Origin of the sequence: Tenacibaculum aquimarinum (assembly GCF_022478115.1) — a bacterium.
GTDB lineage: Bacteria > Bacteroidota > Bacteroidia > Flavobacteriales > Flavobacteriaceae > Polaribacter > Polaribacter aquimarinum_A.
In genome coordinates this window covers 63,068-86,553 of sequence record NZ_JAKGSC010000006.1, presented here as the reverse complement: position 1 = coordinate 86,553, position 23,486 = coordinate 63,068, and the positions used below count along the sequence as shown (strand labels likewise).

Sequence of the window (23,486 nt, the reverse complement as noted above, 5' to 3'; positions counted from 1 at the left end):
GATTTTCTATTCGGTTTTTATTTGCTAAATTTAGTGCTTAAACCACGCAACAAACCATATACAAACACGTTGTGTGTCATTTACAAACAAAAAACTGAATACAAAAAATGGAAAATAAAACATACAAGAAAATATCTAATTGGTACCGAAAATTCCAAATTAGTAAATCACCTCAAATGAATTTAGTTTGGGGATTCTTTTTGTATACGCTAATTGGATTTATTTTACTATCTATCCCTTTATTTCACAAAACCGACATATCCTTTTTAGATAATTTATTTATTTCAACTTCAGCTATTTCTACTACTGGTCTTGTAACTATAAGCGTTTTCGATTCCTATAATTTTTTTGGCCAGTTTATTATTATGGCATTAATTCAAATTGGCGGAATAGGATATATGACGCTAACAACATACTATTTAATATTTACTACAAAAAAAATAACGCATTGGCATAGTAAATTAATAGGAACGGAATTTACATTACCTAATACAATCCAAATAAAAGATTTCATCAAAAGCGTTATTGTTTTTACCTTAATAATGGAAACTATCGGAGCTATACTTTTCTACTTTGCCTTTACAAATTCTGGAATGGGAAATTTAAAAGCAATTTGGTTTTCAATTTTTCATAGTATTTCATCGTTTTGTACAGCTGGATTTGGATTGTTTAATGATGGTTTCGAAAGCTATCAAGACAATACTTTTATAAATACAATTATTTCTGTATTAGCCATTTCTGGTTCTTTAGGTTTTATAGTAATTACAGATTTGTGGTATCGAATTAGAGGTAAATCAAAAGAAATTTCCTTTACAACTAAAATCATTATTTATGGGTTTTTGATTCTGCTTTTTTTAGGTACTTTACTTATTTACACAACAGAGTCATCATCTATTCTCGGCTCAAATAGTTCACTAATGACCTCATTCTTTCAAGCAATGTCTGCTATGACAACAGTTGGGTTTAACACGATACCTATCGGTGAATTATCCTTGCCAATATTATTGCTTGTAACCTTTCTAATGTATATTGGAGCTTCGCCTTCCGGAACAGCAGGTGGAATGAAAATAACGACTTTAACGGCAATGCTATCGATATTGAAAAGCCGATTATTTGGTCAGAAAAAAATCACATTTTTAAACAGACTTATTCCATTTGATAGAATATATGTTGCCACATCAACTTTTATGCTTTACACGAGTTTAATTTTCTTGTTTTCATTTTTACTATCTTACTTTGAAAACTTTTCTTTTGACAGCATATTATTTGAAGTAGCATCCGCTTTAGGAACTGTTGGGTTAAGCACAGGAATTACAGGAGATTTATCTAACATAGGTAAAGTATTGATAATCATCTTAATGTTTATTGGACGAGTTGGAGTTCTAACTTTTGGATTTGCTTTGTTGCAACAAAAAGAAAAAAAAATAAAAAATATAAAAACGGATGATTTAGCTGTATAATAAAACGATATGAAGAATTTAGCCACTACTACAATAATTTTACTGACAATATGTTTAACTTCTTGCTCAGATGTTAGTCATAATCTTAATTTAGCAGGAGAAGATAAATTTACTGCACTTGAACTAGAATTACTACCCAATAATTTAGTTTTAAAAGACACTACGTATGTCGCCATTTACTCTGATATTTATAGTGAAACAAAAGATACAAGATTTAATTTAACGGCTACATTGAGTTTAAGAAATACTAGTTTAAAGCATAGCATTTATATTACCTCAATTGAGTATTATGATTCTTCAGGCGAAAAAAATAAGGAATTTCTTTTGAAACCAATCATTCTTAAACCTATGCAGTCTATAGAATATGTTATTGAAGAGACTGACACATCTGGAGGAACAGGGGCTAATTTTGTAATTAAATGGAGTGCTACTAATAAAAGTGTTGAACCAATTTTTGAAGGCATTATGATATCAACAAACGGACAACAAGGAATTTCTTTCACGACAAAAGGAATTTCGATAAGTAATAAATAAAAACGCCACACAACACCGTGTATAAAACATAGCTATTATAGGCTTTTCGAGAGGTTTTTGCTTATTTACAAAGTACGCCAAAATTTTTATTTGGTTATATTTATAAAAGAAAATGAAACATAAAAATAAAAAATTCGGCTCGTGCTAAATCCGAAAAGTTAGCGTTTATTTATACGCTACGTTTCATACACAAGACCGTTGGGCGTCATTACCACTCAAATTCCGAAAAAATGAAAAAACTTACTGAAATAGGATTTAAAAAAGTAGGGAAATGGAGTTTTGAGAATAGTTTATTTCAATATGAATTAAACGAAAATTATACCGCAAAAAATATATTATACTCTTTTGTAATTGAAAACGAAATAAAATATATTGGAAAAAGTGTTAAAACAATTTCACAAAGACTAAATGGTTATAGAAAACCAAATATTTCCCAACGAACAAACTTCAGATTAAATAATCTAATTATTGAAAAATTAGGAGATAGAAAAGAAGTTGAAATATATTTATTCGAAGATAATGCTGAATTAAGTTACAAAGGAAAGAAAATCAATTTATCAGCAGGTTTAGAAGACAATTTAATTGCGGAATTTTTACCAGAATGGAATTATCTTGGAAAAAACGGAAAATTAAGCGAACGAAAAAAGGTTGTGAAAATTGAGAATAAAGAAAAAATAATGGAAAAAGTATATAACGAAGAAATAATTGTAAAAATCGGAGAAGCTTATTATAATCAAAGGTTTTTTAATATTAGAAAAAAATATTCTGAATTATTTGCAAAAAATCATCTTGAACCAATAAAAATTCAACTTGGAGAAAACATTGAGAAAATCGTAATTGGAAAAATTAATAGAACAGCAAATTCAACTGGAGCACCAAGAATAATAATGACAGGAATAGATGGAATAGAATATGAAAATTGGGTTCAAGGAAATTTCAAAATGAGAGATATATTTAAAGTAGAAATTATTGAAAAAGATTTAATAAAACTGAAAAAATAACGAACGCCCAACACCGTATAAAAATAATTACGGCTTAGTGCTTAATCAAAGGTCGTTGCGTGTTTGTAACGTCTGATTTTCCTGCGGAAAATCTTCGCATACAAACCCGCAACTATTCTTATACATAAACGTTGGCAAACATTTCCGAGCAAACTCTTAAAAGATAAAATATGGACATTGAAGATTTAATGAACAATCCGAAATTTAATATTGACCTTGGAACTTTATTGATGAGTATTCACTCAACAAACTTGATGAATAGTTATCATTTGAAAGCAATTCTCAAAAGACAAATTCAAATATTAGAGTTACAAAAAGGGAAAACTGGACAGGAATTAGAAGAGTCAGTTCAAATAGAAATTGATAGTTTAAATGAAAAATTCACGGAATGGTTAAAAGAGGATATTATAAATGACGTTGACAATTTTTCGAGAGATTAAGAGTTAAAAAACAATAAAGAATTGGATAACAGCTTGGTCGGAATTGGAATTGCACTCGGAATAAGTTTCTTTATACTTTACACAAGGAAAAAGAAATGGATGAACCCGAAAATAGTTTGGCTGATTTGCGTCGGACTTTTAGCAATTGGACTTTTTGGATTTTTATATTCTAAAACTGAATTCAGAAATGACCGAATTATGTATTTCGGATTTTGCGTACCGACAGTCTATTGGGCTTTTGACCGAATTTTTAAAAGGATAAGTGAAAATATACACAATAGAGATTTTATACTCTTTTTAAGATATTCAGACGAAATAAATAGCGGATTTGGAGCTGAAAACCTAAAAGTGAAAAATTCTGATAAATTATTCTCGTTCGGACTTTTAATTATAATTGTCGGAACTTTATTTATCGGAATTGGAATAATAAAATAAAAACGATTTGCCAACACCGTGTATAATTAATTGCTTGCTTCTAGCCTGCTTACGAACATTCCTGCGGAATATTCTATCTGTGATTTATTTGCTAACTTAGTTCCTTAAATCACGCAACTAACCATACACAATCACGTGGGCAATTAAAACCTACATTTCGTCTGAAAACAAACTTTCATCAGAAATCAGCAGATTTTCATTTCGAATTGTTAAACAACGAACGAATTACGATTATTGTCAGTCAAATCAAACAACAGAATTTGACTTAAATATAATGTTGGGAATTAACCGAAAAGCCAACTAAATTTTGAAGTAGGTTAATAAAAAAAATGAAAAAATGAAAAAACTATTATTAATTTTAATTCTTACAGTATTTCAACATTCCTTTGCTCAAACCGAATTGACAGAGAAAGATGCTTTTGCTTTTTTTATGAAAGCTTATAATCATAAACCAAATGACAAAACTAATGTTCGAGTTGGTCATAACCCCAATTATAGATGGTTCGACTTATACCTTTATAAATTTCATAATCAGGAGTACCAGCAGGTTAAAAATGATGAGTTTAAAAATCAAAAGTTCGCAAATAGAATTCTCAATGAGCTGAAGAAAAATATAAATAAAGCCGATAATAATCTAATATACTATCAAACTATCGAAGCTAACTTAGGTAAATACAATTTTTCTGAAGGTTCATTTCCCGTTTATTATAATATGGACAAATTCAAGGGAGTTAGTGGTAATTTACAAGGCTTTAGAATTAATATAAATGAAATTTTGAACAAGGATGATGTAAACTTTACGCTGCCAATGCAGTCAACTGATGCTGAAAAATTTATTAATTCTCGTAAAAAAAGTAATGGCCAAATTGATAGAAGCATTCTACTAAAATTCTATTTCAAAGTAACATCTCTCAACACAATAGTTTATTCTCCAAGAGGAGGAGTTAACGGATATAATAAAGAAGATTTATCTATTATAGCAACAAAGATAGAGGTTTTTAAAAATGATTATTCTAATGCTTTATACAGCTTGAAAATAATAAATCAAGGAAGAGATTATACTCAAGTATACAAAGCAAAAAAAGAAGAAGAATTTAAAACCACTCAGCAAAAGATAAAGGACAAAAAAAGTCGTGATGACTATAATAAAGTTGTTGAGAAAATGAAACGAGAAAAAGAGGATCTTAAAAAGGGATTTGAGAAAGCTAAGAGAAATAAAAACTTCAAGGAAGGATTAGCACGTATTCAGATAAATGAAAAATACGGTTTCATAAATACAAAAGGACAAGTTGTTATTCCCCCATTATATGATAGAGTTGCTTCTAGATTTGAATCTGGTTTAGCATGGGTTAAGAGAAATGGCAAATACGGTTTCGTAAATACTAGAGGAAAAGTAGTCATTCCGATTAAGTATGATAATGTAAGAAATTTTTTAAAAAGACAGAATGGAATAACTATGGTTGAGCTTAATCGAAAACAATTTTATATTAATCTAAAGGGACAGTGTGTAAAAGACTGTAATTAATAATGTAGAATAAAGAAAAACAATAACTGCCCACAACACCGTATATAATTTATTGCTAGTTCAAGCCTACTTACGAAAGTCCTCGCGGACTTTCTATCTGTGATTTATTTGCTAACTTTAGTGCTTAAACCACGCAACGAAATCATACACAAAACCGTTAGCTACAAGCTATAAAAACCAAGAATACGAATTGAATTTAGATAACAAATTAATATTTTTCTTTAGTGCTATAGGAGCTTTTAATAGTATCGTTTTAAGTATCTATTTTTTATTTATTGCTAAACCAATAAATAAATCAAATTATTTTTTAGGTGCATTGTTAGCTGTTTTAAGTATCCGTGTTTGGAAGTCTTTATTCTTTTATTTTAACCCTGAACTCTCAAAAAATTACCTGCAAATAGGTTTATCTGCTTGTTTTTTTATTGGACCATTTCTATATTTTTATATTAAATCTAAAACTCAAGGTGATAAGCAATCAAACAAATTTTTTTATTCTCATATTTCATTATTCCTATTAATTATTCTGGGTGTTGGTTTTTTATATCCATACCAAAAAAACGCAGAACTTTGGGGTAATTATTTTTACAAAATAATTAATTATCAATGGGTTTTATATATTCTAGCATCAGCATTTTTACTAAAAAGCACTTTACGAAAAATATTAATAAAAAAAGCAAAACTAAATTATAATGAAATTTGGGCTTTAAGTGTTTTTTTTGGTGTACTTATTATTTGGACAGCCTATTATACTGCATCTTACACATCTTATATTTCGGGAGCTCTTTCTTTTTCTTTTGTGTTTTACTTATCTATATTACTTCTTTTTTATAAGAGAAAAAAGGACTTTGTTATCTCAGAAAAAAAAGAAAAATATGTTAATATTCAAATTGACGAAAATGAAGCACAAAAACTTAAACAAAAAATTACATCTATCTTAAATGAAGAAAAGTTATATAAAAACGCCAACCTAACACTACCCATATTCGCTAAAAAACTTAATATACGCCCACAGTTATTATCGCAATTTTTAAATAATAATTTAAGCAAAAGCTTTTCTCAATTTATTAATGAATATAGAATTGAAGAGGCAAAACATCTTTTAAAAACTCACCCTAATCTAAAAATTGAAATCATTGCTGAAAAATGCGGATTTAACTCAAATAGCACATTTTACACTGCTTTTAAAAAGGTAACAAACACAACTCCAGCTAAATACATTCGAAATAAATAATGATATTAAAACTCCTGATGTATACAACAGGAGTTTTAATGTATAATTTTGTAGATATCTCAACAAACATTCATAGTATCATTGCTGTTCAATTTAATTAACAACAATAAAAATACTTATGAAACATTTTCTTTTATTAATTGGATTTCTAATAATTAACTCTTCAGTTTTTTCACAAACGGAAGTATCTAAAATTGAAAGCACTCTTTTAAATTATATAAACGGTACTTCTTACAACAAATCTAAGCTTATTGAAAAAGCATTTTATACCAATGCCAATCTATATTTAGAAAAAAACAACAAAACACTTTGGACTGTTCCTGCTAAAGAATATGCAAGTTGGTATAAAAATAAAAAAGAAGGGGAGTTTACGGGAAGAATTGGAAACATTTTATCTATTGATAACTTTGAAGGTATTGCAACAGCAAAAGCAGAAATTATTATCTCTGAGAGTGGTTTGAGATATATTGATTTATTTCTTTTAAAAAAAATTGAAAACGAATGGAAAATCATTAGCAAAACTGCCAGTAATGAAAAAAGTAACCAAAAAGGAGATAAAATCTTATTTATAGTATCAAATGTTTCATTTCATGGAGAATCTGATATTCCAACTGGTAATAGTTTCTCTGAAATAGTTAATGCTTATGATACATTTAAAAAGGCAGGATTTACTGTCGACTTCGTTAGTCCAACAGGAGGAAGTATTCCGCTTGCGTATATTAATACATCTGATTCACTACAAAAAAAGTTATTATACAACCAAGATTTTATGTATGCCCTAGAAAACACAAAAAAACCTAAAGAAATCACCGCAAAAAATTATAAAGCAGTTCATTATATTGGTGGAGGAAGTGCTATGTATGATGTGCCTAAGAATAAAGCTATCCAAAAAATATCAATGACCATTTATGAAGAATATAATGGTATTATATCTTCAGTATGTCATGGAACAGCAGGTATCGTAAATTTAAAAACAAAAGAAGGAAAATACTTGGTAAATGGAAAAACCATTAGTGGATACCCAGAAGCTTATGAAAAAGAAGGTGCGGAATATTTTAAGCAATTCCCTTTTTTAATTCAAAAGACCATAGAAGAAAGAGGAGGTATATTTAAATATTCTCCGAAAAACTCTGTTCATATTGAGGTTCAAGGTAACGTGATAACTGGTCAAAATTATTTATCCTCGAAAGATGTAGCTTTAAAAATAATTCAGACTATAACAGAGTAAAGCCTGTAGCTAACAATGTATAAAAGTAATAGCGGTTTGGGTGTTAACTCGAGCCGCTATTTTATTTTTAATTTAGTATTTTGTAAATCTAGAGCTATTACGTTTTTTTTTCGCTACTGCTCTTATACGTAACCGTTGGCAGTAATTTGAGCATACAAAACATTAAAGAAAGAAATGAATGAATATTTAAAATCATTTAATTTATTTACAGACATAGAAATTAATAATTTCTTGAAATTATCTCAAACCATTTTATTAAAAAAAGGTGATTTATATATTAACAATAATGAAATTTGCAATACTATAGCTTTTGTTAAAAGTGGAATTTTTCGTTCTTATTACTTTTCAAACAATGACGATGAAATCACTTATTGTTTCACTTTTCCAAATAAACTATTAATGGCTTATTCGTCATTTATTTCACAAAAAAAATCTGAAGAAAATATTCAAGCTCTAACAGATGCTGAAATAATTTCAATACCAAAAGCAACGTTAGAAAATTTAGCGAAATCAAATAGTAATTGGTTGCGTTTTTTGAAAATTATTGCCGAAAAAGAATATGTAGAATTAGAAAAATGGATATTTAATCATCAAAAAGATAAAGCTCAACAACGCTATTTAGATTTAATTAAAACACAACCTGAATACATCAAAGAGATTCCACTACATTACATAGCATCTTACTTAGGTGTTACACAACGTCATCTTAGTAGAATAAGGGCTAATATTACGTATTAGACAAATGTCCTCTTCTTAAACCTTTAGTGCTTCATAAATTTGCATATAATTTAAAAACAGATATTATATGAAAACAATAATTTTAATAGGAGCAAACGGAAAAATGGGACAGGCTGCGCTTACAGGTTTAAGAAAACACAAAGTTATAACTGCTGGGCGTACTGCTAATAACTATGATTATCAAGTTGACATTACTAACGAAGAATCCTTAAGAAAACTTTTCAAAGATGTAGGGCATTTTGATGCTGTTGTAAATACTGTTGGTGTATGTGAATATGCTAGTTTTACAGACATGACGGAAAAACAATGGATGAGTACCATTTTAAGTAAAATGATGGGACAAATTAATATTGTTCGTATAGGACAAGAATACATTGCAGATAACGGTTCTTTCACATTAATTACGGGAATTCTAAATGTTAAACCGATTCCATTTGCGATCGCAGACGCAACTACAAGTGGAGCAATTGATACATTCGTTAAATGTGTTGCCTTTGAAATGCCAAGAGGAATTCGAGTAAACTCAATAAACCCAACTGTTTTAGAAGAGGCTTGGGATGTTTATGGTGAAATTATGCCAGGTTTTGAGCCAGTTCCTGGAAAGTTAGTAGGTAAAGCTTTTGAACGTTCGGTTGATGGATTTATTACGGGTCAAGTAATTTTTGTAGATGCATAAATAAAAACTACCGCCAACACCGTTTATAATTTATTGCTAAGTCCTCACCTATTTACGAAAGTTTGTGAGGACTTTTTATTTAGTTATTATTTACTAAATTAGTTGCTTACATACGCAACGTATCATACACAAAACCGTTAACAAATATTAGGGTAAATCAAAATTACAAACATGAAAAAAACACTATTTATTCTTAGTCTATTTATTGGTATTTTAAATTTAAACGCGCAATCTGATGCCACAGTTAACGAAACAGTTAATTGGCTTAATGAATAGGCTTTACCAAAACAATTAAGAGTTATTAGCCCATACACTACCACAAATATAAAGGTAGAAATGAATGAAAAACAAATTATATATTCAAGAGTATATAAAAACGAATACGATACTCCGATTAGAAGAGAATTCAAAAAACATAAATTATTAGGAGTTGAATATTCCGATTCCTATTACAGAGTGTATATTGATGTTGAAGGATACTGGCATTCTTTTCGATTCAAAGATAAAAAAATGGCTCGAAGAGCATACAACGCTTTCGATCATCTTTTTAAAATATTAAATATAAATGTTACTAGAAAGAATAAACTAGCAGATAAAAACACATTTTAACCAAATCTAAAAATCAAAATATTACGAAAAAAAGAATTTTAATAACAATAATTGGGACTGTAATTATCGGAATTGCTTATTTCGGAATTGAAATGTTTGACTTTGCAAAAGGAGTAAAAGAAGACGCAAAAAAAAGCGAAATTGAATTTCAACAAAATTCTATTATAAAACTTACGGAATTTAAAAACGGACGTTGGATAAGCACAATTGACTCTCTTGCCGGAATTGAAATTAAAAACGGAAAATGGATTATGTTTTACAAAGGAATGGAAACTGACTCTTCCGATGTTTACGATTTTAATATACGAAGAGAATACATAAAGGAATTGGGAACTGATCATAAACCTTTCGAATATCTAACGATAACGAATGATTCTGACTCTTTAGAATATTCTATACTTGAATACAGTAGTGAATTATTAAGTTTGAGTTATATTCCGAGAGGAAACACTCTGAATTATAAACCTGAAAAATAAAGACGGTTGCCAATACCGTATATAATTTATCGCTAGTCCTAGCCTACTTTCGAATATTCTAGCGGATATTCTATTCGGTTTGTATTTGCCAAATTAGTTGCTTAATAACGCCACTAACCACAGCAAACAACAACGTAGCCAAACATTTGACCAAAGCAATGAAAAGACGAAAACTATTTAGTTTTCGTCTTTAGGTTTAATAAATTCTGAATGATATTTTTCTAAAAACCTCTTCTGTCTTGCAATCATTTGTTGCCTTAATTTATCAATATCAATAAATTCATTTCCAAAATTACTTTCAAAAAAATTATCGTTAAAGAAATGTTTGCTAAAAAGTGAATCTTGAGAAAAAACATCTTCAAATCCTTGATTTTTAAACCCTGAATAGCTTGAGAAAAATTGTGATTTAAAAGATTTCATTAAACTATCTTTATCAGATAATGAGAAATTATCGAACTTATCATTGGAAGACCAAGAATAAATGCTATCGTATCTAATTAAATTTCCGTTTTCATCAAATTCTTTATCAACTTTCCAAGTTCCTTTAGGCTCTTCTACTATATTAGTCTTATCCTCTTCTTTTTCAAATTTTTTGGTCTCATTTTCTTGCCCTTTACAACTAACACTTAACAAACCAACCATCAATAATAAAATATACTTTTTCATCACTTTAGTTTTTGAGTTAAACTTAATTTTGGGTTTGTTCTAAATGTTTTTAACAAACCACCAGTTTCTATCATTTTAATCAATCTATTTTGGTGAAACACTTCTGATTTTCGTTCACCATTTTTATACCAAACACATTCCAAATAACTGTCATTATCAACCAAACGGAATATTGAATCCTCTTTTGGAACATATTTAATAACTTGCATTTTCGGAGAGGTAAGTTTTCCTTTAACTTTTACCCATTCCCCAGATTTAAACTTTCTTGGCATATCAATAAAATTTTAAAGAATTAAACTTATTATTAAGAGGATGCTGAAAAATTCAGCATCACTCTCAATACTTAACTTTAAAATTTAGTGAAACAATTATGAAATCTTAATGCTTCTGGCTGGCTTTTGCTTTGCCTCTTCTTTTTTAGGCAAAAGAATACTTAAAATACCATTTTCATAATTTGCATTAATTTTTTCATCGTTTACACTCTCTGGTAAATTAAAGGTTCTTTTGAACGAGGAGTAACCAAACTCTCTACGAGTATAGTTTTCTTCCTTTTGTTCATTTTCTTCCTTTGTTTCGGTGGAAATCGATAAAACTTGATTATCAAGGTCAAGTTGAAAGTCTGACTTTTTTAAACCCGGAACAGCCATTTCTACAATGAAAGCGTCGGCAGTTTCCTTAATATTTACTTTTGGTAAAGTAATACCAGTATTAAAATTTGAAGTAAATACTGATGGCAGATCTCTATTAAAAATGTCATCTAACCAATTTGATAAAGTTGGGAAGTTTTGATTTGAATTGCTGTTCGCTAAACTTCCATTTTTAGGAACAGTTGCTAAATTGCTCATAATTACAAAATTTTAAATTAAACATTAAATCAAATTTGAAATCTTTTACGAATTCATTTATCTATAAGCAAATAAAATACCAAAATAAACTCAAGGGCTTTTATCAGGTATTTCATGTAATATTCTGTGTAATTCTGTCATTTTTATGAATAATTGTCATATTTAATAACAAAAAAATGACATATTTACATTTAGTTAAAAAAAAAAAAAAACCTAATAACAAAACGTATATAGTTGAAAAACTTGTAAATAGTGATTTAGAAATAGTAAAAAAATGCATACAGTTTTTCAAGTTTCATATAAAATTGAAACTGAATTATTAAATGCAATTGATTTTTCGCCATTAAAAAAACTGTTGGGGAATATATGAGAAGTAGATTCCGTTTTTTTTTGATACATGAAAAAAGGAGAATTAGCTGGAGTTATAGAAATTATTGACAATGACTCCTAAACCCATATTAGACGTTTAGTTGTTAACCCACTTTTTTAGACAAGGAATTGCACAAAAATTAATGGAATTTATAAAAGAATAGTATTTGAAATGTTTTTACTACAAAACACACTATATAACTACCTTTCAATAGTTCTAAACGTTAAGTTTATTCTTGGGCTTTTTATTTTTTTTGTTGGCGGTAATCGATGTAACCAATTGGTTTGTGTTTGGTCTTTCATAACTAATAAAGAACCATGTTCTAATACTTTATAAACGGTTTCCTTGGTTTCTTTATGTTTAAACCCAAATTTGCGCGCTGCACCAAAACTTACTGAAGCTATTGCACCGTTTTTCTTTAAGTCTTTTTCTCCGTCGCTGTGCCACGCCATTCCTTCTGAACCATCGTGATATAAGTTTAACAAGCAAGAGTTGTATGTTTCCTGTGTTTGCGCTTCTACTAATTCTTTAAGCTCTAAGAGTTCTTTTGTAAATGTTAAAGCAGTTTTTGTAATTTTTGAGTATTGATACTCAAATGGTTTTTCTGCGTACCAAGCTACTTTTCTTTTTGTGGTTATTAGTTTCCCAAAAATTATGGCTTGATCATTTTTAAAATCGATTGTATTTAATAACGTATTGTAATAATCTGTTGCTTTTGCTATTGATAAAATGGTTCCGTAGTATATTACTGTTCCGTCTTTGGGAAGTAAATTTCTTAGTTGATTGGTTTGATTGAATAAATCCATTTTTACTGATAATTTTGAGATTCTAAAACAAATTAAGAATGACAAAGTGTATATAAATACGCACGCGTTAGGGATTGAAGCATTTGTTTGAGCTCTTTTGTGAAGTATGAACAAAAAGCGAGTGGGTAAAGCCCGCTCGAACGCACAAATAATACTAATTTTCTTCTTTAACTAAGCGTAGTAACGGAATTGGCAAATCTACATTTTCATTAATAAACCTTTTGTGTACTGCTTCTTTAAGAGAACATTTCATTTTAAATTCTTGAAAGGGATCATTTAACCAAACATAAGCTCTTAGATGAATATGGTTTTCGGAAGTATCTATAAACCTTACCTCTACAGGTCCAGTTGTGGACACTAAAACTTCTTTAGCTGTTCTATTATCTATTACACTTTCTAGTTTTATGGCTTCTTCTTGAATAATTTTTTTGGCCAAATCTACATTGGCTTTTAAACCTATTTTAAAGTTATTGAAACTTAATATATAAGAATCGTCTATGGTGTGATTTAAAATAGAATCTGTACTAATTACAGAGTTTGGTATAATTAGCCTTTTATTTTCGAAGTTATTTATTACGGTATGTCTAAGCGTTATATCTTCTACAATACCTATTCTGGTGTCATCTAACTTTATGTAATCTCCAACTCTAAAGGGTTTAAAAATTACAATAAATGCACCTGCAATTAAATTAGATAGCGCTGCTTGTGCTGCAAAACCAATAATGGCTGCTAAAATACCTGCTCCAGAAAATATAATAGCTGCTTTGCTTCTAAAAACGGGAACTGTAAATATTAAATAGAATACTGCAAAAAGTCCTAGAAAAAACTTTACCGAATTTTTAAAAAACTGTAAACTTGTGTTACCAAATTTATCTTTTTGTTTCTTTTTTATTACTTGAACAGCAACAGATCTTATTACTCTTGAAAAAATCCAGGCAATAAAGAAAACTACAATACAATACAGAGTAATACTCCAAATATTGTTCAACTTTAAAAATTCTTGCCAAAAATTATTCATAAAATTATACTTTTCTTTAAAATTAAATAATTCCAAAGCATTAATTATTGCTATATCAAAAATAAGAATTTTAACATGATATTGCTTTATTAAGAATAAGTATTTCTTGAATTTTAAGAATTAAATTTCAAGACAAACAGAGCTAAAGCTACACTAAAATGCCTCCTTTATTTCTAAAGAAGGCAAAAGTAAAATAATTGGGGGAAAACATAATTGAAATATTTCACATTCAAATGTAACCTTAAAATAAATTATATCCCTTAAAAACTGGGGTAGTTAATGGGTAGTTTATTCTAAAAAGCTATTATTTTATAGCACTTTCAATTGTTTTCAACTCTTTCCTGCTTTTTATGTTTAATTTTTCATAAATATTTTTTACATGAAATTTTACTGTATTTACAGATATGTTTGCTTGGTTTGCTATTTCTTTATTAGTCATTCCTGAGGCTATTAAATCAAATACTTCTCGCTCTCTTAAACTAAGGTTTTCAATATTAAAGTTTATAGCGTTTTGACTTTTCTCATCAGCTAAAACTTTAACCTCTTTTGAGAATTTTAATATCTCATTTTTCATGTAGAAATTATCTTTTCTTAAATCTTTTTCTCTAAATAATACAGCAAATGATAAAACTATAATTTGAACAAAACTCCCAAACTTCATAGTTGTTGGACTACTTTGAAATATTGAAAAACCCAAACTTCTCAAAACCACAAAATCTAATCCGCTAAATAAAATTATAGCAAAAGCCAAAGTAAATAATTTTGTGTGGTTATTATTTTTAAAAAGAACAATACTAGTAAACCAAAATATAAATGAATTGATAAAAATTAATACATTAAAAATTATGTAAAGTTCAATCTTAGAAAAGATAAAAAATAAGATTACAAGTAAAATAATTAACACAACTAAAATTTTTGCGTTTTTTTTAATTCTTGGGAAGTATTTATCTATTTCTAAAAAACTAATACTAAATTTATTTAAAGAGTAAGTAAAAAAAATAGTATTCAATAGAATTAAAAACTGAATATATTCTGATTGTACATTAAAAAAATTAAAAACGCCATCAGTTAGTATAAAGCTAAACAATAAACTCGTTAGTAAAAATCCATGATACAAAAAGGCTTTGTCTTTAAAAAAGTAATAATAATTTATACTAAAAATAATAACTAAAAAAGCCGTTCCATAGTAAAACCCATTTATAAAAAACTCTAATTTCTCCTTATAAATCGAGGTTTCTTCTTTTTTAAATTCAATAGGAAAATATGAACTAAATTTTGAGTTTACTTTTACATAAACAAAAGCGTCTCTTGAAAATTTAAAAGATACATGTCTTTGGTTTTTTAAAGCGGGAATCTCAATTGAATTTTTATATGCTACTGCATTGTTAACTCTTATACTCTTTATTCTAAATATATAGTTTTCATTTGAAGTTATTTTTGGTACTTTAAACCAAAAAGTAGCTTTTGAGCTCCATTCTAGTACTTCTTTAGTAAGAAGATTAAACTCTTTACTTTCTATGTCTTTAATAGACAAACTACTTTCAGTATCTTTATAAAAATAAATTTCAGACTGGGCGTAAGAAAAAAAAGTAAATAAAAATGTTAGTAAAAGTAGTTTGAATTTCATTAAGCAATTAGCATTATATGTCCATTATTCCTTTGTAACAAAATTAAATGCTTCTGTTGCATGTATTGTAGTGGTATCAAAAACCGGAATTGTAACATCATTTTGTTGAACAAGTAATGGTATTTCTGTACATCCTAAAATTATACCTTCTGCACCTTCTTTTGTAAGTTTTTTAATAATATCTATATATTTATTCTTTGATACATTACTTACAATTCCTTTAGATAATTCAGTGTAAATTACATCGTTAATAAAAACCTTGTCTTCACTATTTGGTATTAAGGTTTCTAAACTAAAGTTACCTAAAACATCTCTATAAAATGTTTTATCCATTGTGTATTTTGTACCCAATAAAGCTACTTTTTTCAGGTTCTTTTGTTGAATTTGTTTTCCCGTAGCTTCGGCTATATGAATTACAGGAATTGAAACTACATTTTCAATTGCGTCTATACACAAATGCATCGTATTTGCACAAATTAAAATACAACTTGCTCCAGCTCTTTCTAAACTTTTACCTGCAGAAGCCATAATTTCATCTAACAAATCCCAACGACCTGCTAATTGATGTTTTTTTATTTCCCCAAAATCTACAGAATGAATTACAATTTTAGCGGAATGATGTTCGCCATATTTTTCGGCAGCCAACTCATTTAACACTTGATAATACATCATTGTTGATTGTGGTGTAATTCCGCCAATTAATCCTATTGTTTTCATCTTAAAAAAGTGTTATTTGACTGTCGTCGTCTGTATTCTTCTTTTCTTTTATTGATTTTAGTAATGCGCGTTTTGCTTTCTCTTCTTTACTAATCAATTCATTTACAGAAGATTTATTTATTGTTGGCTCTACCTTTGGAACTTCTAATAAAACTTCTTCTTTAATTTCCTCTTCTTCATTAACCTCAACATCTTCTATTTTTGGTTCCTCTGGCTCTTCAAAAGGTAAAGATTCTAATAAGCTTACTTGCTTAATCTTATTTGTAGTTATTTGATTTCCTTGTGCTTTTATTCCTTTAACAGAAATAAATTGCTCAAAATCTACCTTTATTCTCTCTAAACTTCTTTTTGAAAAAACAATTTCAGCTACAGGTCTGTAATCTGTAGCAATAATTTCTAATTGAGACTTTGGATGATCAGAAATAAAAACTTCTTCTTTATCTGTTTGTTCAATCTCGAAACGTTTTACATAATATCGTTCTTTTTCACCATCAAAATAAATGGCAGAAATTGGTTTGCTTGGCTTCCATTTTTCTAAAACAATCATATCATCTTCAAAATGCAAACCTAAATCTGGTGTAACTGCTTTAATTTTACCGCTTTGCGTGGCGATTAGGATTTTATCTTCTGCTCTAAATTCGCCTAACAACTCACCTCTTTCGTCAACATTTAAACGTTGTACAGTATCATCGAACCAAATTTTACGTGGTTTTAATGTTGAAACTCCGGCCGATTTAAAATCGACACTCTTTATAGAATATTTAGTTATTGTGTTTCCACGAACGGCTCTACCTTTTACTGCTAAGTCTGCAAAATCAATATCCCATTTTAGTTTTTTAACACTTCCAACAGCTCTTAAATTAATAGTTACTACTTCTGCTTCTCCATTTGGGTTTGCAGAAAAATACAACACTTTGGAACTCTTACTTCCATTAGTTAAATCGTATTCTTTATCTCGTGTTACTGAAGTTACATTAAAACGTTTCATATAAGACGCTCCTTTAGCTCCGTCTTTATACATAAAATTGTAAACCGTACGTTTGTCTTTCTTTTTAAAGACCGCGATATGAATAATGTCTTTACCAACAAAAGTTTTTGATGCTACTTTTGTAACCATCATTTTACCATCTTTTCTAAAGATAATTACATCGTCAATATCCGCGCAATCAGTAACGTACTCGTCTTTTTTAAGTGAGGTTCCAACAAAACCTTCCTCTCTATTTACATAGAGTTTTGTGTTACGCATTACTACTTTTGTAGCAACAATATCATCAAAAATTCTGATTTCCGTTTTACGCTCCTTCCCTTTTCCATAGGTATCTTTTAAGCGCTTAAAATAAGCAATAGCAAACTCTATTAAGTTTGCTAAATGGTCTTTTACAACAGCTATTTTTTCTTCTAAAGCTTCAATTTGTTGTTTAGCTTTATCAATATCGAATTTAGATATTTTCTTAATTCTAATTTCTGTTAAACGAACAATATCTTCTTCGGTAATTGCTCGTTTTAAATGTTTAATATGTGGTTGTAAACCTTTATCAATAGCTTCAATTACACCTTCCCAAGTTTCTACCTCTTCTATATCTCGATAGATTCTGTTTTCAATAAAAATTCTTTCAAGCGAAGCAAAATGCCATTGTTCTTGTAACTCATTAAGCTGAATTTCTAATTCGCGTTTTAACAAATCTACCGTTAAATCAGTAGAATGTTTTAGCATTTCTGAAACTCCAACAAAAACTGGTTTGTTATTTTCAATTGTACATGCTAATGGAGAGATTGAAGTTTCGCAATTTGTAAACGCATACAACGCATCAATAGATTTATCTGGCGATACATTTGGTGGTAAATGCACTAATATTTCTACGTTAGCAGCAGTATTATCTTCAATCTTTTTTACACGAATTTTCCCTTTGTCATTCGCCTTTAAAATACTATCAATTAAAGAAGTTGTTGTGGTTCCAAACGGGACTTCCGTAATTACTAGTGTCTTTTTATCGAGTTGAGATATTTTTGCTCTAACTCTTACTTTTCCACCACGTTTACCATCATTATAATTTGTAAAATCTGCAATTCCGCCTGTTAAAAAGTCTGGAACAATTTTAAAACTTCTTCCTTTTAAATATTTTATTGATGCATCAATTAATTCAATAAAATTATGTGGTAATATTTTAGTTGATAAACCTACTGCAATTCCTTCTGCTCCTTGTGCAAGTAATAATGGGAATTTTACAGGCAAATCTATCGGCTCTTTTCTTCTTCCGTCGTAAGACAGTTTCCAATCGGTAGTTTTTGGGTTAAAAACAACATCTAAGGCAAATTTAGAAAGTCTTGCCTCAATATAACGCGAAGCTGCAGCTCTATCTCCAGTTAAGATATTTCCCCAGTTTCCTTGCATATCAATCAGTAATTCTTTCTGACCAATTTGCACCATTGCGTCTGCAATAGAAGCATCTCCATGCGGATGATATTGCATGGTATGACCAACAATATTAGCTACTTTATTGTAACGTCCATCGTCTAAATCTTTCATAGAATGCATAATTCTACGTTGTACTGGCTTTAAACCGTCTTCCAAAGAAGGAACGGCTCTTTCTAAAATTACATACGAAGCATAATCTAAAAACCACTCTTTGTACATTCCTGTAACTTTGGTAATGGTTTCGACCGCATCAGTCGGATTATCAAGGTTATTTTGATTTGTTAATTCTTCTTCGTGTTCATTTGTTTCTTCACTCATTTATGAATGTTTAAACGGTTGTTTCGTTATTATTTTTATTCAACAGAAAAATACCAAGAAAAGCTGCGGCGGCAGCAATCATGTTTATATAGTGTGTTCTGTTTATTTCCCAACTTAAATTATCTAAATCTACATTAAGCATATTTATAAAAAATATAATTGCAGTAAACATCAAATACAACCTAAATCTTCTCGCTTTATTTAGCATCTTTTTTGTCTTTAACTACTAAACTTCATCCTCTATAAAATCCATCTCCACTTTTAGATTTTCGATAATAAACTTTTGTCTATCAGGCGTATTTTTTCCCATGTAGAATTGTAGCATTTGCTCAATAGACATTTCTTTGTCTAACATTACTGGATCTAAACGGATATCGTCTCCAATAAAATGCACAAATTCATTTGGAGAAATCTCTCCCAAACCTTTAAATCGTGTTATCTCTGGCTTTCCACGTAATTTAGCTATTGCATCTCGTTTTTCGTCTTCAGAATAACAATAGAAAGTTTGCTTTTTATTACGAACTCTAAACAACGGCGTCTCTAAAATGTATAAATGTCCTTCTTTGATTAACTCTGGAAAAAACTGCAAGAAAAATGTAATTAATAACAATCTAATGTGCATTCCATCTACATCGGCATCCGTTGCAATTACAATGTTGTTGTAACGTAAATCTTCTAAACCATCTTCAATATTTAAAGCCGCTTGTAATAAGTTAAACTCTTCGTTTTCGTACACAATCTTCTTACTTAATCCGTAAGAATTTAATGGCTTTCCTTTTAAACTAAAAACCGCTTGTGTGTTTACATTACGAGATTTTGTAATAGATCCAGAAGCTGAATCTCCCTCAGTAATAAAGAGCGTTGTATCTAAATAGCTTTCTTTTTTTATATCGCCTAAGTGAATTCTGCAATCGCGTAATTTCTTGTTATGCAAGCTTGCTTTTTTAGCTCTATCTTTTGCTAATTTTCTAATTCCAGATAATTCTTTACGCTCTTTTTCAGCTTGTAAAATCTTCTTTTGAAGCTTGTCTGCTGTATCTGTGTTTTTATGTAAGAAATTATCGAGTTGTGTTTTTAAGAAATCGTTAATGTAACTTCTTACGGTTGGCAAATCGCCACCCATTTCAGTAGAACCTAATTTTGTTTTTGTCTGACTCTCAAAAACAGGTTCCATTACTTTAATAGCAATGGCAGAAATTATAGATTTTCGAACATCCGAAGCTTCAAAGTTTTTACCATAAAACTCTCTAATCGTTTTTACAATAGCTTCTCTAAACGCAGCTTGGTGCGTTCCACCTTGTGTGGTATGCTGTCCATTTACAAAAGAATGATATTCTTCTGAATACTGCGTTTTACTATGCGTAATTGCAACTTCAATATCGTCTCCTTTTAAGTGAATTATTGGATACAACATATCTTCTTGATTGTTGTTATCTTCCAATAAATCTTTTAATCCGTTTTCAGAAAAGTACTTTTCTCCGTTAAAAACTATGGTTAAACCAGGGTTTAAATACACATAGTTTTTCAACATTTTAGCTACATATTCATTTCTGAATTTAAACTTCTTAAAGATTGTTTCATCCGGAATAAAAGAAACCTTAGTTCCTTTTCTACGCGATGTTTCTTCTAAAAACTCTTGATCTCCTAAAATACCTTGAGAAAACTCTGCAGAAGCCGATTTACCATCACGAGTAGATTCTACTCTAAAAAATTCTGATAATGCATTTACAGCCTTTGTACCAACTCCGTTTAAACCAACCGATTTTTTAAACGCTCTAGAATCATATTTTCCTCCGGTATTCATTTTAGAAACAACATCTACAACTTTACCCAACGGAATACCACGACCGTAATCTCTTACAATAACTTTACTTCCATGTATAGAAATTTCAATAGTTTTACCAGCGCCCATTACATACTCATCAATAGAATTGTCGAGTACTTCTTTTACTAAAATATAAATACCATCGTCTGGCGAAGAACCATCTCCCAACTTACCAATATACATTCCTGGTCGCATTCTAATGTGCTCTTTCCAGTCGAGCGATCGTATATTATCTTCGGTATATTTTGTTTCTTGCGTCATAAATCTTTAAATGGTTGGAGTCTTGCTAAAATAGCATTTACACTGCAAAAACAAAATAGCAAAATCGATTAGTTATTAACAGATTTTTTAGTGTTTTTTTTGGGCGTTTTAACAGGCTTTCGCTACTCGCTTTTTTAAATTTTGTATATCGACTTCGCTCAAAACCAAAACTAAAAAAGAGCTCAAACAGACCGCTCAATCCCTAACGCGCGTACTTGCAAAGTTCAGTACTATTTTTAAGTAATTGGAAATCTATAATTTATGCTTGTTTTTTTAACTATTAATAAATAACAAATCGAAAATATATTTATTAAAAATAAGAGTAAATTTCGTAAAAGATTGGGTAAATAAAAAAGCTTTGGCATTTTACCAAAGCTTTTTACTTTAAAATATTACTACCCCTTAAAAAGTAATATTTTGAATGTTATAATAAATCCCCTTAAAATTTAATTACACTACAAATGTAGTTTAGATGTACAGTTTTTTGCACAGGAAAAATCCTGTTTTAAAAGAAGAAAAATATTGTTTTATTTAAAAAAAGACATTTCTTATTTAAAAATCTTAAAGGTTTAATGTTTTAACTTATTTGTATAAGTAAGCCTGCGTGAAAGATTGAGCGGTCTGTTTGAGCTCTTTTGAAGTATGAAAAAAGCGAGTAGCGAAAGCTTGACGAAAATAAAAAAGAGAAGCCGTTTTAGCTTCTCTTTTTTATTTTGGGCACGCCCTAAAAATTATTTTATCGTCTACTATAATTTGGCGCTTCTTTAGTAATTGCAACATCATGCGGATGACTTTCGTTAATTCCACTTGCTGTAATTCTAACAAATTTACCTGTATTTTTTAATGTTTCAATATCTTTTGAACCGCAATAACCCATTCCGGCACGTAAACCTCCAATAAATTGGTGAATACTTTCGTATAATTCGCCTTTATAAGGAACACGACCAACAATACCTTCTGGAACTAATTTCTTAATATCGTCTTCTACATCTTGGAAATAACGGTCTTTAGAACCTTGTTTCATTGCTTCTACAGAACCCATTCCACGATACGATTTAAACTTACGTCCTTCGTAAATAATTGTTTCTCCAGGGCTTTCTTTTGTACCTGCTAAAAGAGAACCTAACATAACACAATCTGCTCCTGCAGCAATTGCTTTAGGAATATCTCCTGTATAACGGATTCCACCATCTGCAATTACAGGAACTCCAGAACCTTTTATAGCTGCTGCAACTTCTAACACTGCAGAAAACTGAGGAAAACCAACTCCTGCAACAACTCTTGTTGTACAAATTGATCCAGGACCAATACCAACTTTTACAGCATCTGCGCCAGCTTCTACTAAATATTTTGCGGCTTCTGGCGTTGCTATATTACCTACAACAACATCTAATTTTGGGAACTTTTCTTTTACTGCTTTTAATACATTTACTACACCTTTTGTATGTCCGTGCGCAGTATCTATAATTACGGCATCAACTCCTGCATTTACTAAAGCTTCTGCTCTATCTACAGCGTCTCCGGTTACACCTAAAGCAGCTGCAACACGTAATCTACCAAAGGTATCTTTATTTGCAATTGGCTTTTGAGTAACCTTTGTTATATCTCTAAAAGTAATTAATCCTTTTAATTTATAATCTGCATCAACAATTAATAATTTTTCAATTTTATAATTTTGAAGTATTTTTTCTGCATCGTTTAATGAAGTTCCTACTGCTGCTGTTACCAAGTTTTCACTTGTCATAACTTCTACAATTAGTCTTTGGTTGTCATGCTCAAAACGTAAATCTCTATTGGTTACAATTCCTTTTAAAACTCCGTTTTCATCAACTACAGGAATTCCGCCAATGCTATGCTCTTTCATTAACTGCTTTGCATCGTACACAATTGCATCTAATGGCAAAGTAACTGGATCTATAATCATACCAGATTCGGCACGTTTTACACGTCTAACTTCTTGCGCTTGTTGCTCAATAGTCATATTTTTATGTAAAACACCAATACCTCCTTCTCTAGCAATAGCAATAGCTAAAGCAGATTCTGTAACTGTATCCATTGCTGCAGAAGCAATTGGTACGTTAATAGTAATGTTTCTAGTAAATTTTGTTTGAATTGAAACTTCTCTTGGAAGTATTTCTGAAAAAGCAGGAACTAATAAAACATCATCGTATGTTAAACCTTCTCCTAAAATTTTGTCGTTGTGTGCTGTCATGGTGCAATTAAGATATAATTGCGAGCAAATTTACAACAAATTAATGATTGTT

General features: G+C 29.6%; 23 protein-coding genes. 12 read left to right on the top strand and 11 right to left on the bottom strand.

Features of this window, described 5'->3' with window-relative positions:
• Nucleotides 1–107 precede the first annotated feature (107 nt).
• From L1S33_RS11395 to L1S33_RS11340, 12 genes are all read left to right on the top strand, one after another.
• The gene (locus L1S33_RS11395; protein WP_240562417.1) at nucleotides 108–1,460 is read left to right on the top strand and encodes a TrkH family potassium uptake protein; all 1,353 of its coding nucleotides are present in this window, start codon (nucleotides 108–110) and stop codon (nucleotides 1,458–1,460) included.
• A gap of 9 nt (nucleotides 1,461–1,469) precedes the next feature.
• Complete coding sequence (locus tag L1S33_RS11390) at nucleotides 1,470–1,994, top strand: DUF3124 domain-containing protein (RefSeq protein WP_240552710.1); 525 nt, start codon at nucleotides 1,470–1,472, stop codon at nucleotides 1,992–1,994.
• 230 nt (nucleotides 1,995–2,224) lie between these two features.
• Entirely contained in the window at nucleotides 2,225–2,995 is a 771-nt protein-coding gene (locus tag L1S33_RS11385; RefSeq protein ID WP_240550691.1) for a GIY-YIG nuclease family protein, read from the top strand.
• Between the two features lie 170 nt (nucleotides 2,996–3,165).
• Nucleotides 3,166–3,435: a hypothetical protein gene (locus L1S33_RS11380; RefSeq protein WP_101018966.1), complete on the top strand. Its 270-nt coding sequence runs from the start codon at nucleotides 3,166–3,168 to the stop codon at nucleotides 3,433–3,435.
• Between the two features lie 99 nt (nucleotides 3,436–3,534).
• Nucleotides 3,535–3,870 carry a hypothetical protein gene (locus L1S33_RS11375; RefSeq protein WP_240562416.1) on the top strand — a complete coding sequence of 112 codons (336 nt, stop codon included), beginning with the start codon at nucleotides 3,535–3,537 and terminating at the stop codon, nucleotides 3,868–3,870.
• Between the two features lie 337 nt (nucleotides 3,871–4,207).
• A complete protein-coding gene (locus L1S33_RS11370; protein WP_240552561.1) occupies nucleotides 4,208–5,395 on the top strand; it encodes a DUF4852 domain-containing protein in 1,188 nt (395 codons plus the stop codon).
• Between the two features lie 190 nt (nucleotides 5,396–5,585).
• Nucleotides 5,586–6,626 carry a helix-turn-helix domain-containing protein gene (locus L1S33_RS11365; protein ID WP_240562415.1) on the top strand — a complete coding sequence of 347 codons (1,041 nt, stop codon included), beginning with the start codon at nucleotides 5,586–5,588 and terminating at the stop codon, nucleotides 6,624–6,626.
• 118 nt (nucleotides 6,627–6,744) lie between these two features.
• Entirely contained in the window at nucleotides 6,745–7,854 is a 1,110-nt protein-coding gene (locus L1S33_RS11360; RefSeq protein ID WP_240562414.1) for a nuclear transport factor 2 family protein, read from the top strand.
• 174 nt (nucleotides 7,855–8,028) lie between these two features.
• Nucleotides 8,029–8,592, top strand: a complete 564-nt coding sequence (locus L1S33_RS11355; protein WP_240562413.1) for a Crp/Fnr family transcriptional regulator — start codon at nucleotides 8,029–8,031, stop codon at nucleotides 8,590–8,592.
• A 67-nt stretch (nucleotides 8,593–8,659) separates the two neighbouring features.
• The gene (locus tag L1S33_RS11350; RefSeq protein WP_240562412.1) at nucleotides 8,660–9,268 is read left to right on the top strand and encodes a short chain dehydrogenase; all 609 of its coding nucleotides are present in this window, start codon (nucleotides 8,660–8,662) and stop codon (nucleotides 9,266–9,268) included.
• 336 nt (nucleotides 9,269–9,604) lie between these two features.
• Complete coding sequence (locus L1S33_RS11345) at nucleotides 9,605–9,877, top strand: hypothetical protein (protein ID WP_240552573.1); 273 nt, start codon at nucleotides 9,605–9,607, stop codon at nucleotides 9,875–9,877.
• Nucleotides 9,878–9,969: 92 nt separating this feature from the next.
• Nucleotides 9,970–10,353 (top strand): hypothetical protein, encoded by a 384-nt coding sequence (locus tag L1S33_RS11340; RefSeq protein ID WP_240552574.1) that lies wholly within the window; start codon nucleotides 9,970–9,972, stop codon nucleotides 10,351–10,353.
• A gap of 177 nt (nucleotides 10,354–10,530) precedes the next feature.
• Here L1S33_RS11340 and L1S33_RS11335 read toward each other — a convergent pair whose 3' ends face one another.
• The 11 genes from L1S33_RS11335 to guaB form a co-directional block, all read right to left on the bottom strand.
• Nucleotides 10,531–11,019: a hypothetical protein gene (locus L1S33_RS11335; protein ID WP_240562411.1), complete on the bottom strand. Its 489-nt coding sequence runs from the start codon at nucleotides 11,017–11,019 to the stop codon at nucleotides 10,531–10,533.
• Nucleotides 11,019–11,291 carry a hypothetical protein gene (locus L1S33_RS11330; RefSeq protein WP_240552576.1) on the bottom strand — a complete coding sequence of 91 codons (273 nt, stop codon included), beginning with the start codon at nucleotides 11,289–11,291 and terminating at the stop codon, nucleotides 11,019–11,021. Before L1S33_RS11330 ends, L1S33_RS11335 begins: the two co-directional genes overlap by 1 nt.
• A 96-nt stretch (nucleotides 11,292–11,387) precedes the next feature.
• On the bottom strand, nucleotides 11,388–11,864 hold the full coding sequence (locus L1S33_RS11325; RefSeq protein WP_240552577.1) for an Hsp20/alpha crystallin family protein: 477 nt from the start codon (nucleotides 11,862–11,864) through the stop codon (nucleotides 11,388–11,390).
• 570 nt (nucleotides 11,865–12,434) lie between these two features.
• On the bottom strand, nucleotides 12,435–13,040 hold the full coding sequence (locus L1S33_RS11320; RefSeq protein WP_240562410.1) for an alpha-ketoglutarate-dependent dioxygenase AlkB family protein: 606 nt from the start codon (nucleotides 13,038–13,040) through the stop codon (nucleotides 12,435–12,437).
• 154 nt (nucleotides 13,041–13,194) lie between these two features.
• A complete protein-coding gene (locus L1S33_RS11315) occupies nucleotides 13,195–14,058 on the bottom strand; it encodes a mechanosensitive ion channel family protein (protein WP_240552579.1) in 864 nt (287 codons plus the stop codon).
• Nucleotides 14,059–14,362: 304 nt separating this feature from the next.
• Complete coding sequence (locus L1S33_RS11310) at nucleotides 14,363–15,685, bottom strand: LuxR C-terminal-related transcriptional regulator (RefSeq protein ID WP_240562409.1); 1,323 nt, start codon at nucleotides 15,683–15,685, stop codon at nucleotides 14,363–14,365.
• 24 nt (nucleotides 15,686–15,709) lie between these two features.
• A complete protein-coding gene (locus L1S33_RS11305) occupies nucleotides 15,710–16,402 on the bottom strand; it encodes an aspartate/glutamate racemase family protein (protein ID WP_240562408.1) in 693 nt (230 codons plus the stop codon).
• Nucleotide 16,403: 1 nt separating this feature from the next.
• Entirely contained in the window at nucleotides 16,404–19,136 is a 2,733-nt protein-coding gene (locus L1S33_RS11300; RefSeq protein ID WP_240562407.1) for a DNA gyrase/topoisomerase IV subunit A, read from the bottom strand.
• 10 nt (nucleotides 19,137–19,146) lie between these two features.
• Nucleotides 19,147–19,344: a hypothetical protein gene (locus tag L1S33_RS11295; RefSeq protein WP_240562406.1), complete on the bottom strand. Its 198-nt coding sequence runs from the start codon at nucleotides 19,342–19,344 to the stop codon at nucleotides 19,147–19,149.
• A gap of 18 nt (nucleotides 19,345–19,362) precedes the next feature.
• A complete protein-coding gene (locus tag L1S33_RS11290; RefSeq protein ID WP_240562405.1) occupies nucleotides 19,363–21,222 on the bottom strand; it encodes a DNA topoisomerase IV subunit B in 1,860 nt (619 codons plus the stop codon).
• 736 nt (nucleotides 21,223–21,958) lie between these two features.
• Nucleotides 21,959–23,434 (bottom strand): IMP dehydrogenase, encoded by a 1,476-nt coding sequence (gene guaB, locus L1S33_RS11285; RefSeq protein ID WP_240562404.1) that lies wholly within the window; start codon nucleotides 23,432–23,434, stop codon nucleotides 21,959–21,961.
• Nucleotides 23,435–23,486: the final 52 nt, after the last annotated feature.

What these genes read in the sequence shown, in the direction of transcription:
- L1S33_RS11395 (WP_240562417.1), top strand. Translation starts at nt 108, where the DNA reads ATGGAAAATAAAACATACAAGAAAATATCTAATTGGTACCGAAAATTC.
- L1S33_RS11390 (WP_240552710.1), top strand. Translation starts at nt 1,470, where the DNA reads ATGAAGAATTTAGCCACTACTACAATAATTTTACTGACAATATGTTTA.
- L1S33_RS11385 (WP_240550691.1), top strand. Translation starts at nt 2,225, where the DNA reads ATGAAAAAACTTACTGAAATAGGATTTAAAAAAGTAGGGAAATGGAGT.
- L1S33_RS11380 (WP_101018966.1), top strand. Translation starts at nt 3,166, where the DNA reads ATGGACATTGAAGATTTAATGAACAATCCGAAATTTAATATTGACCTT.
- L1S33_RS11375 (WP_240562416.1), top strand. Translation starts at nt 3,535, where the DNA reads ATGAACCCGAAAATAGTTTGGCTGATTTGCGTCGGACTTTTAGCAATT.
- L1S33_RS11370 (WP_240552561.1), top strand. Translation starts at nt 4,208, where the DNA reads ATGAAAAAACTATTATTAATTTTAATTCTTACAGTATTTCAACATTCC.
- L1S33_RS11360 (WP_240562414.1), top strand. Translation starts at nt 6,745, where the DNA reads ATGAAACATTTTCTTTTATTAATTGGATTTCTAATAATTAACTCTTCA.
- L1S33_RS11355 (WP_240562413.1), top strand. Translation starts at nt 8,029, where the DNA reads ATGAATGAATATTTAAAATCATTTAATTTATTTACAGACATAGAAATT.
- L1S33_RS11350 (WP_240562412.1), top strand. Translation starts at nt 8,660, where the DNA reads ATGAAAACAATAATTTTAATAGGAGCAAACGGAAAAATGGGACAGGCT.
- L1S33_RS11345 (WP_240552573.1), top strand. Translation starts at nt 9,605, where the DNA reads ATGAATGAAAAACAAATTATATATTCAAGAGTATATAAAAACGAATAC.
- L1S33_RS11340 (WP_240552574.1), top strand. Translation starts at nt 9,970, where the DNA reads ATGTTTGACTTTGCAAAAGGAGTAAAAGAAGACGCAAAAAAAAGCGAA.
- L1S33_RS11335 (WP_240562411.1), bottom strand. Translation starts at nt 11,019, where the DNA reads ATGAAAAAGTATATTTTATTATTGATGGTTGGTTTGTTAAGTGTTAGT.
- L1S33_RS11330 (WP_240552576.1), bottom strand. Translation starts at nt 11,291, where the DNA reads ATGCCAAGAAAGTTTAAATCTGGGGAATGGGTAAAAGTTAAAGGAAAA.
- L1S33_RS11325 (WP_240552577.1), bottom strand. Translation starts at nt 11,864, where the DNA reads ATGAGCAATTTAGCAACTGTTCCTAAAAATGGAAGTTTAGCGAACAGC.
- L1S33_RS11320 (WP_240562410.1), bottom strand. Translation starts at nt 13,040, where the DNA reads ATGGATTTATTCAATCAAACCAATCAACTAAGAAATTTACTTCCCAAA.
- L1S33_RS11315 (WP_240552579.1), bottom strand. Translation starts at nt 14,058, where the DNA reads ATGAATAATTTTTGGCAAGAATTTTTAAAGTTGAACAATATTTGGAGT.
- L1S33_RS11310 (WP_240562409.1), bottom strand. Translation starts at nt 15,685, where the DNA reads ATGAAATTCAAACTACTTTTACTAACATTTTTATTTACTTTTTTTTCT.
- L1S33_RS11305 (WP_240562408.1), bottom strand. Translation starts at nt 16,402, where the DNA reads ATGAAAACAATAGGATTAATTGGCGGAATTACACCACAATCAACAATG.
- L1S33_RS11300 (WP_240562407.1), bottom strand. Translation starts at nt 19,136, where the DNA reads ATGAGTGAAGAAACAAATGAACACGAAGAAGAATTAACAAATCAAAAT.
- L1S33_RS11295 (WP_240562406.1), bottom strand. Translation starts at nt 19,344, where the DNA reads ATGCTAAATAAAGCGAGAAGATTTAGGTTGTATTTGATGTTTACTGCA.
- L1S33_RS11290 (WP_240562405.1), bottom strand. Translation starts at nt 21,222, where the DNA reads ATGACGCAAGAAACAAAATATACCGAAGATAATATACGATCGCTCGAC.
- guaB (WP_240562404.1), bottom strand. Translation starts at nt 23,434, where the DNA reads ATGACAGCACACAACGACAAAATTTTAGGAGAAGGTTTAACATACGAT.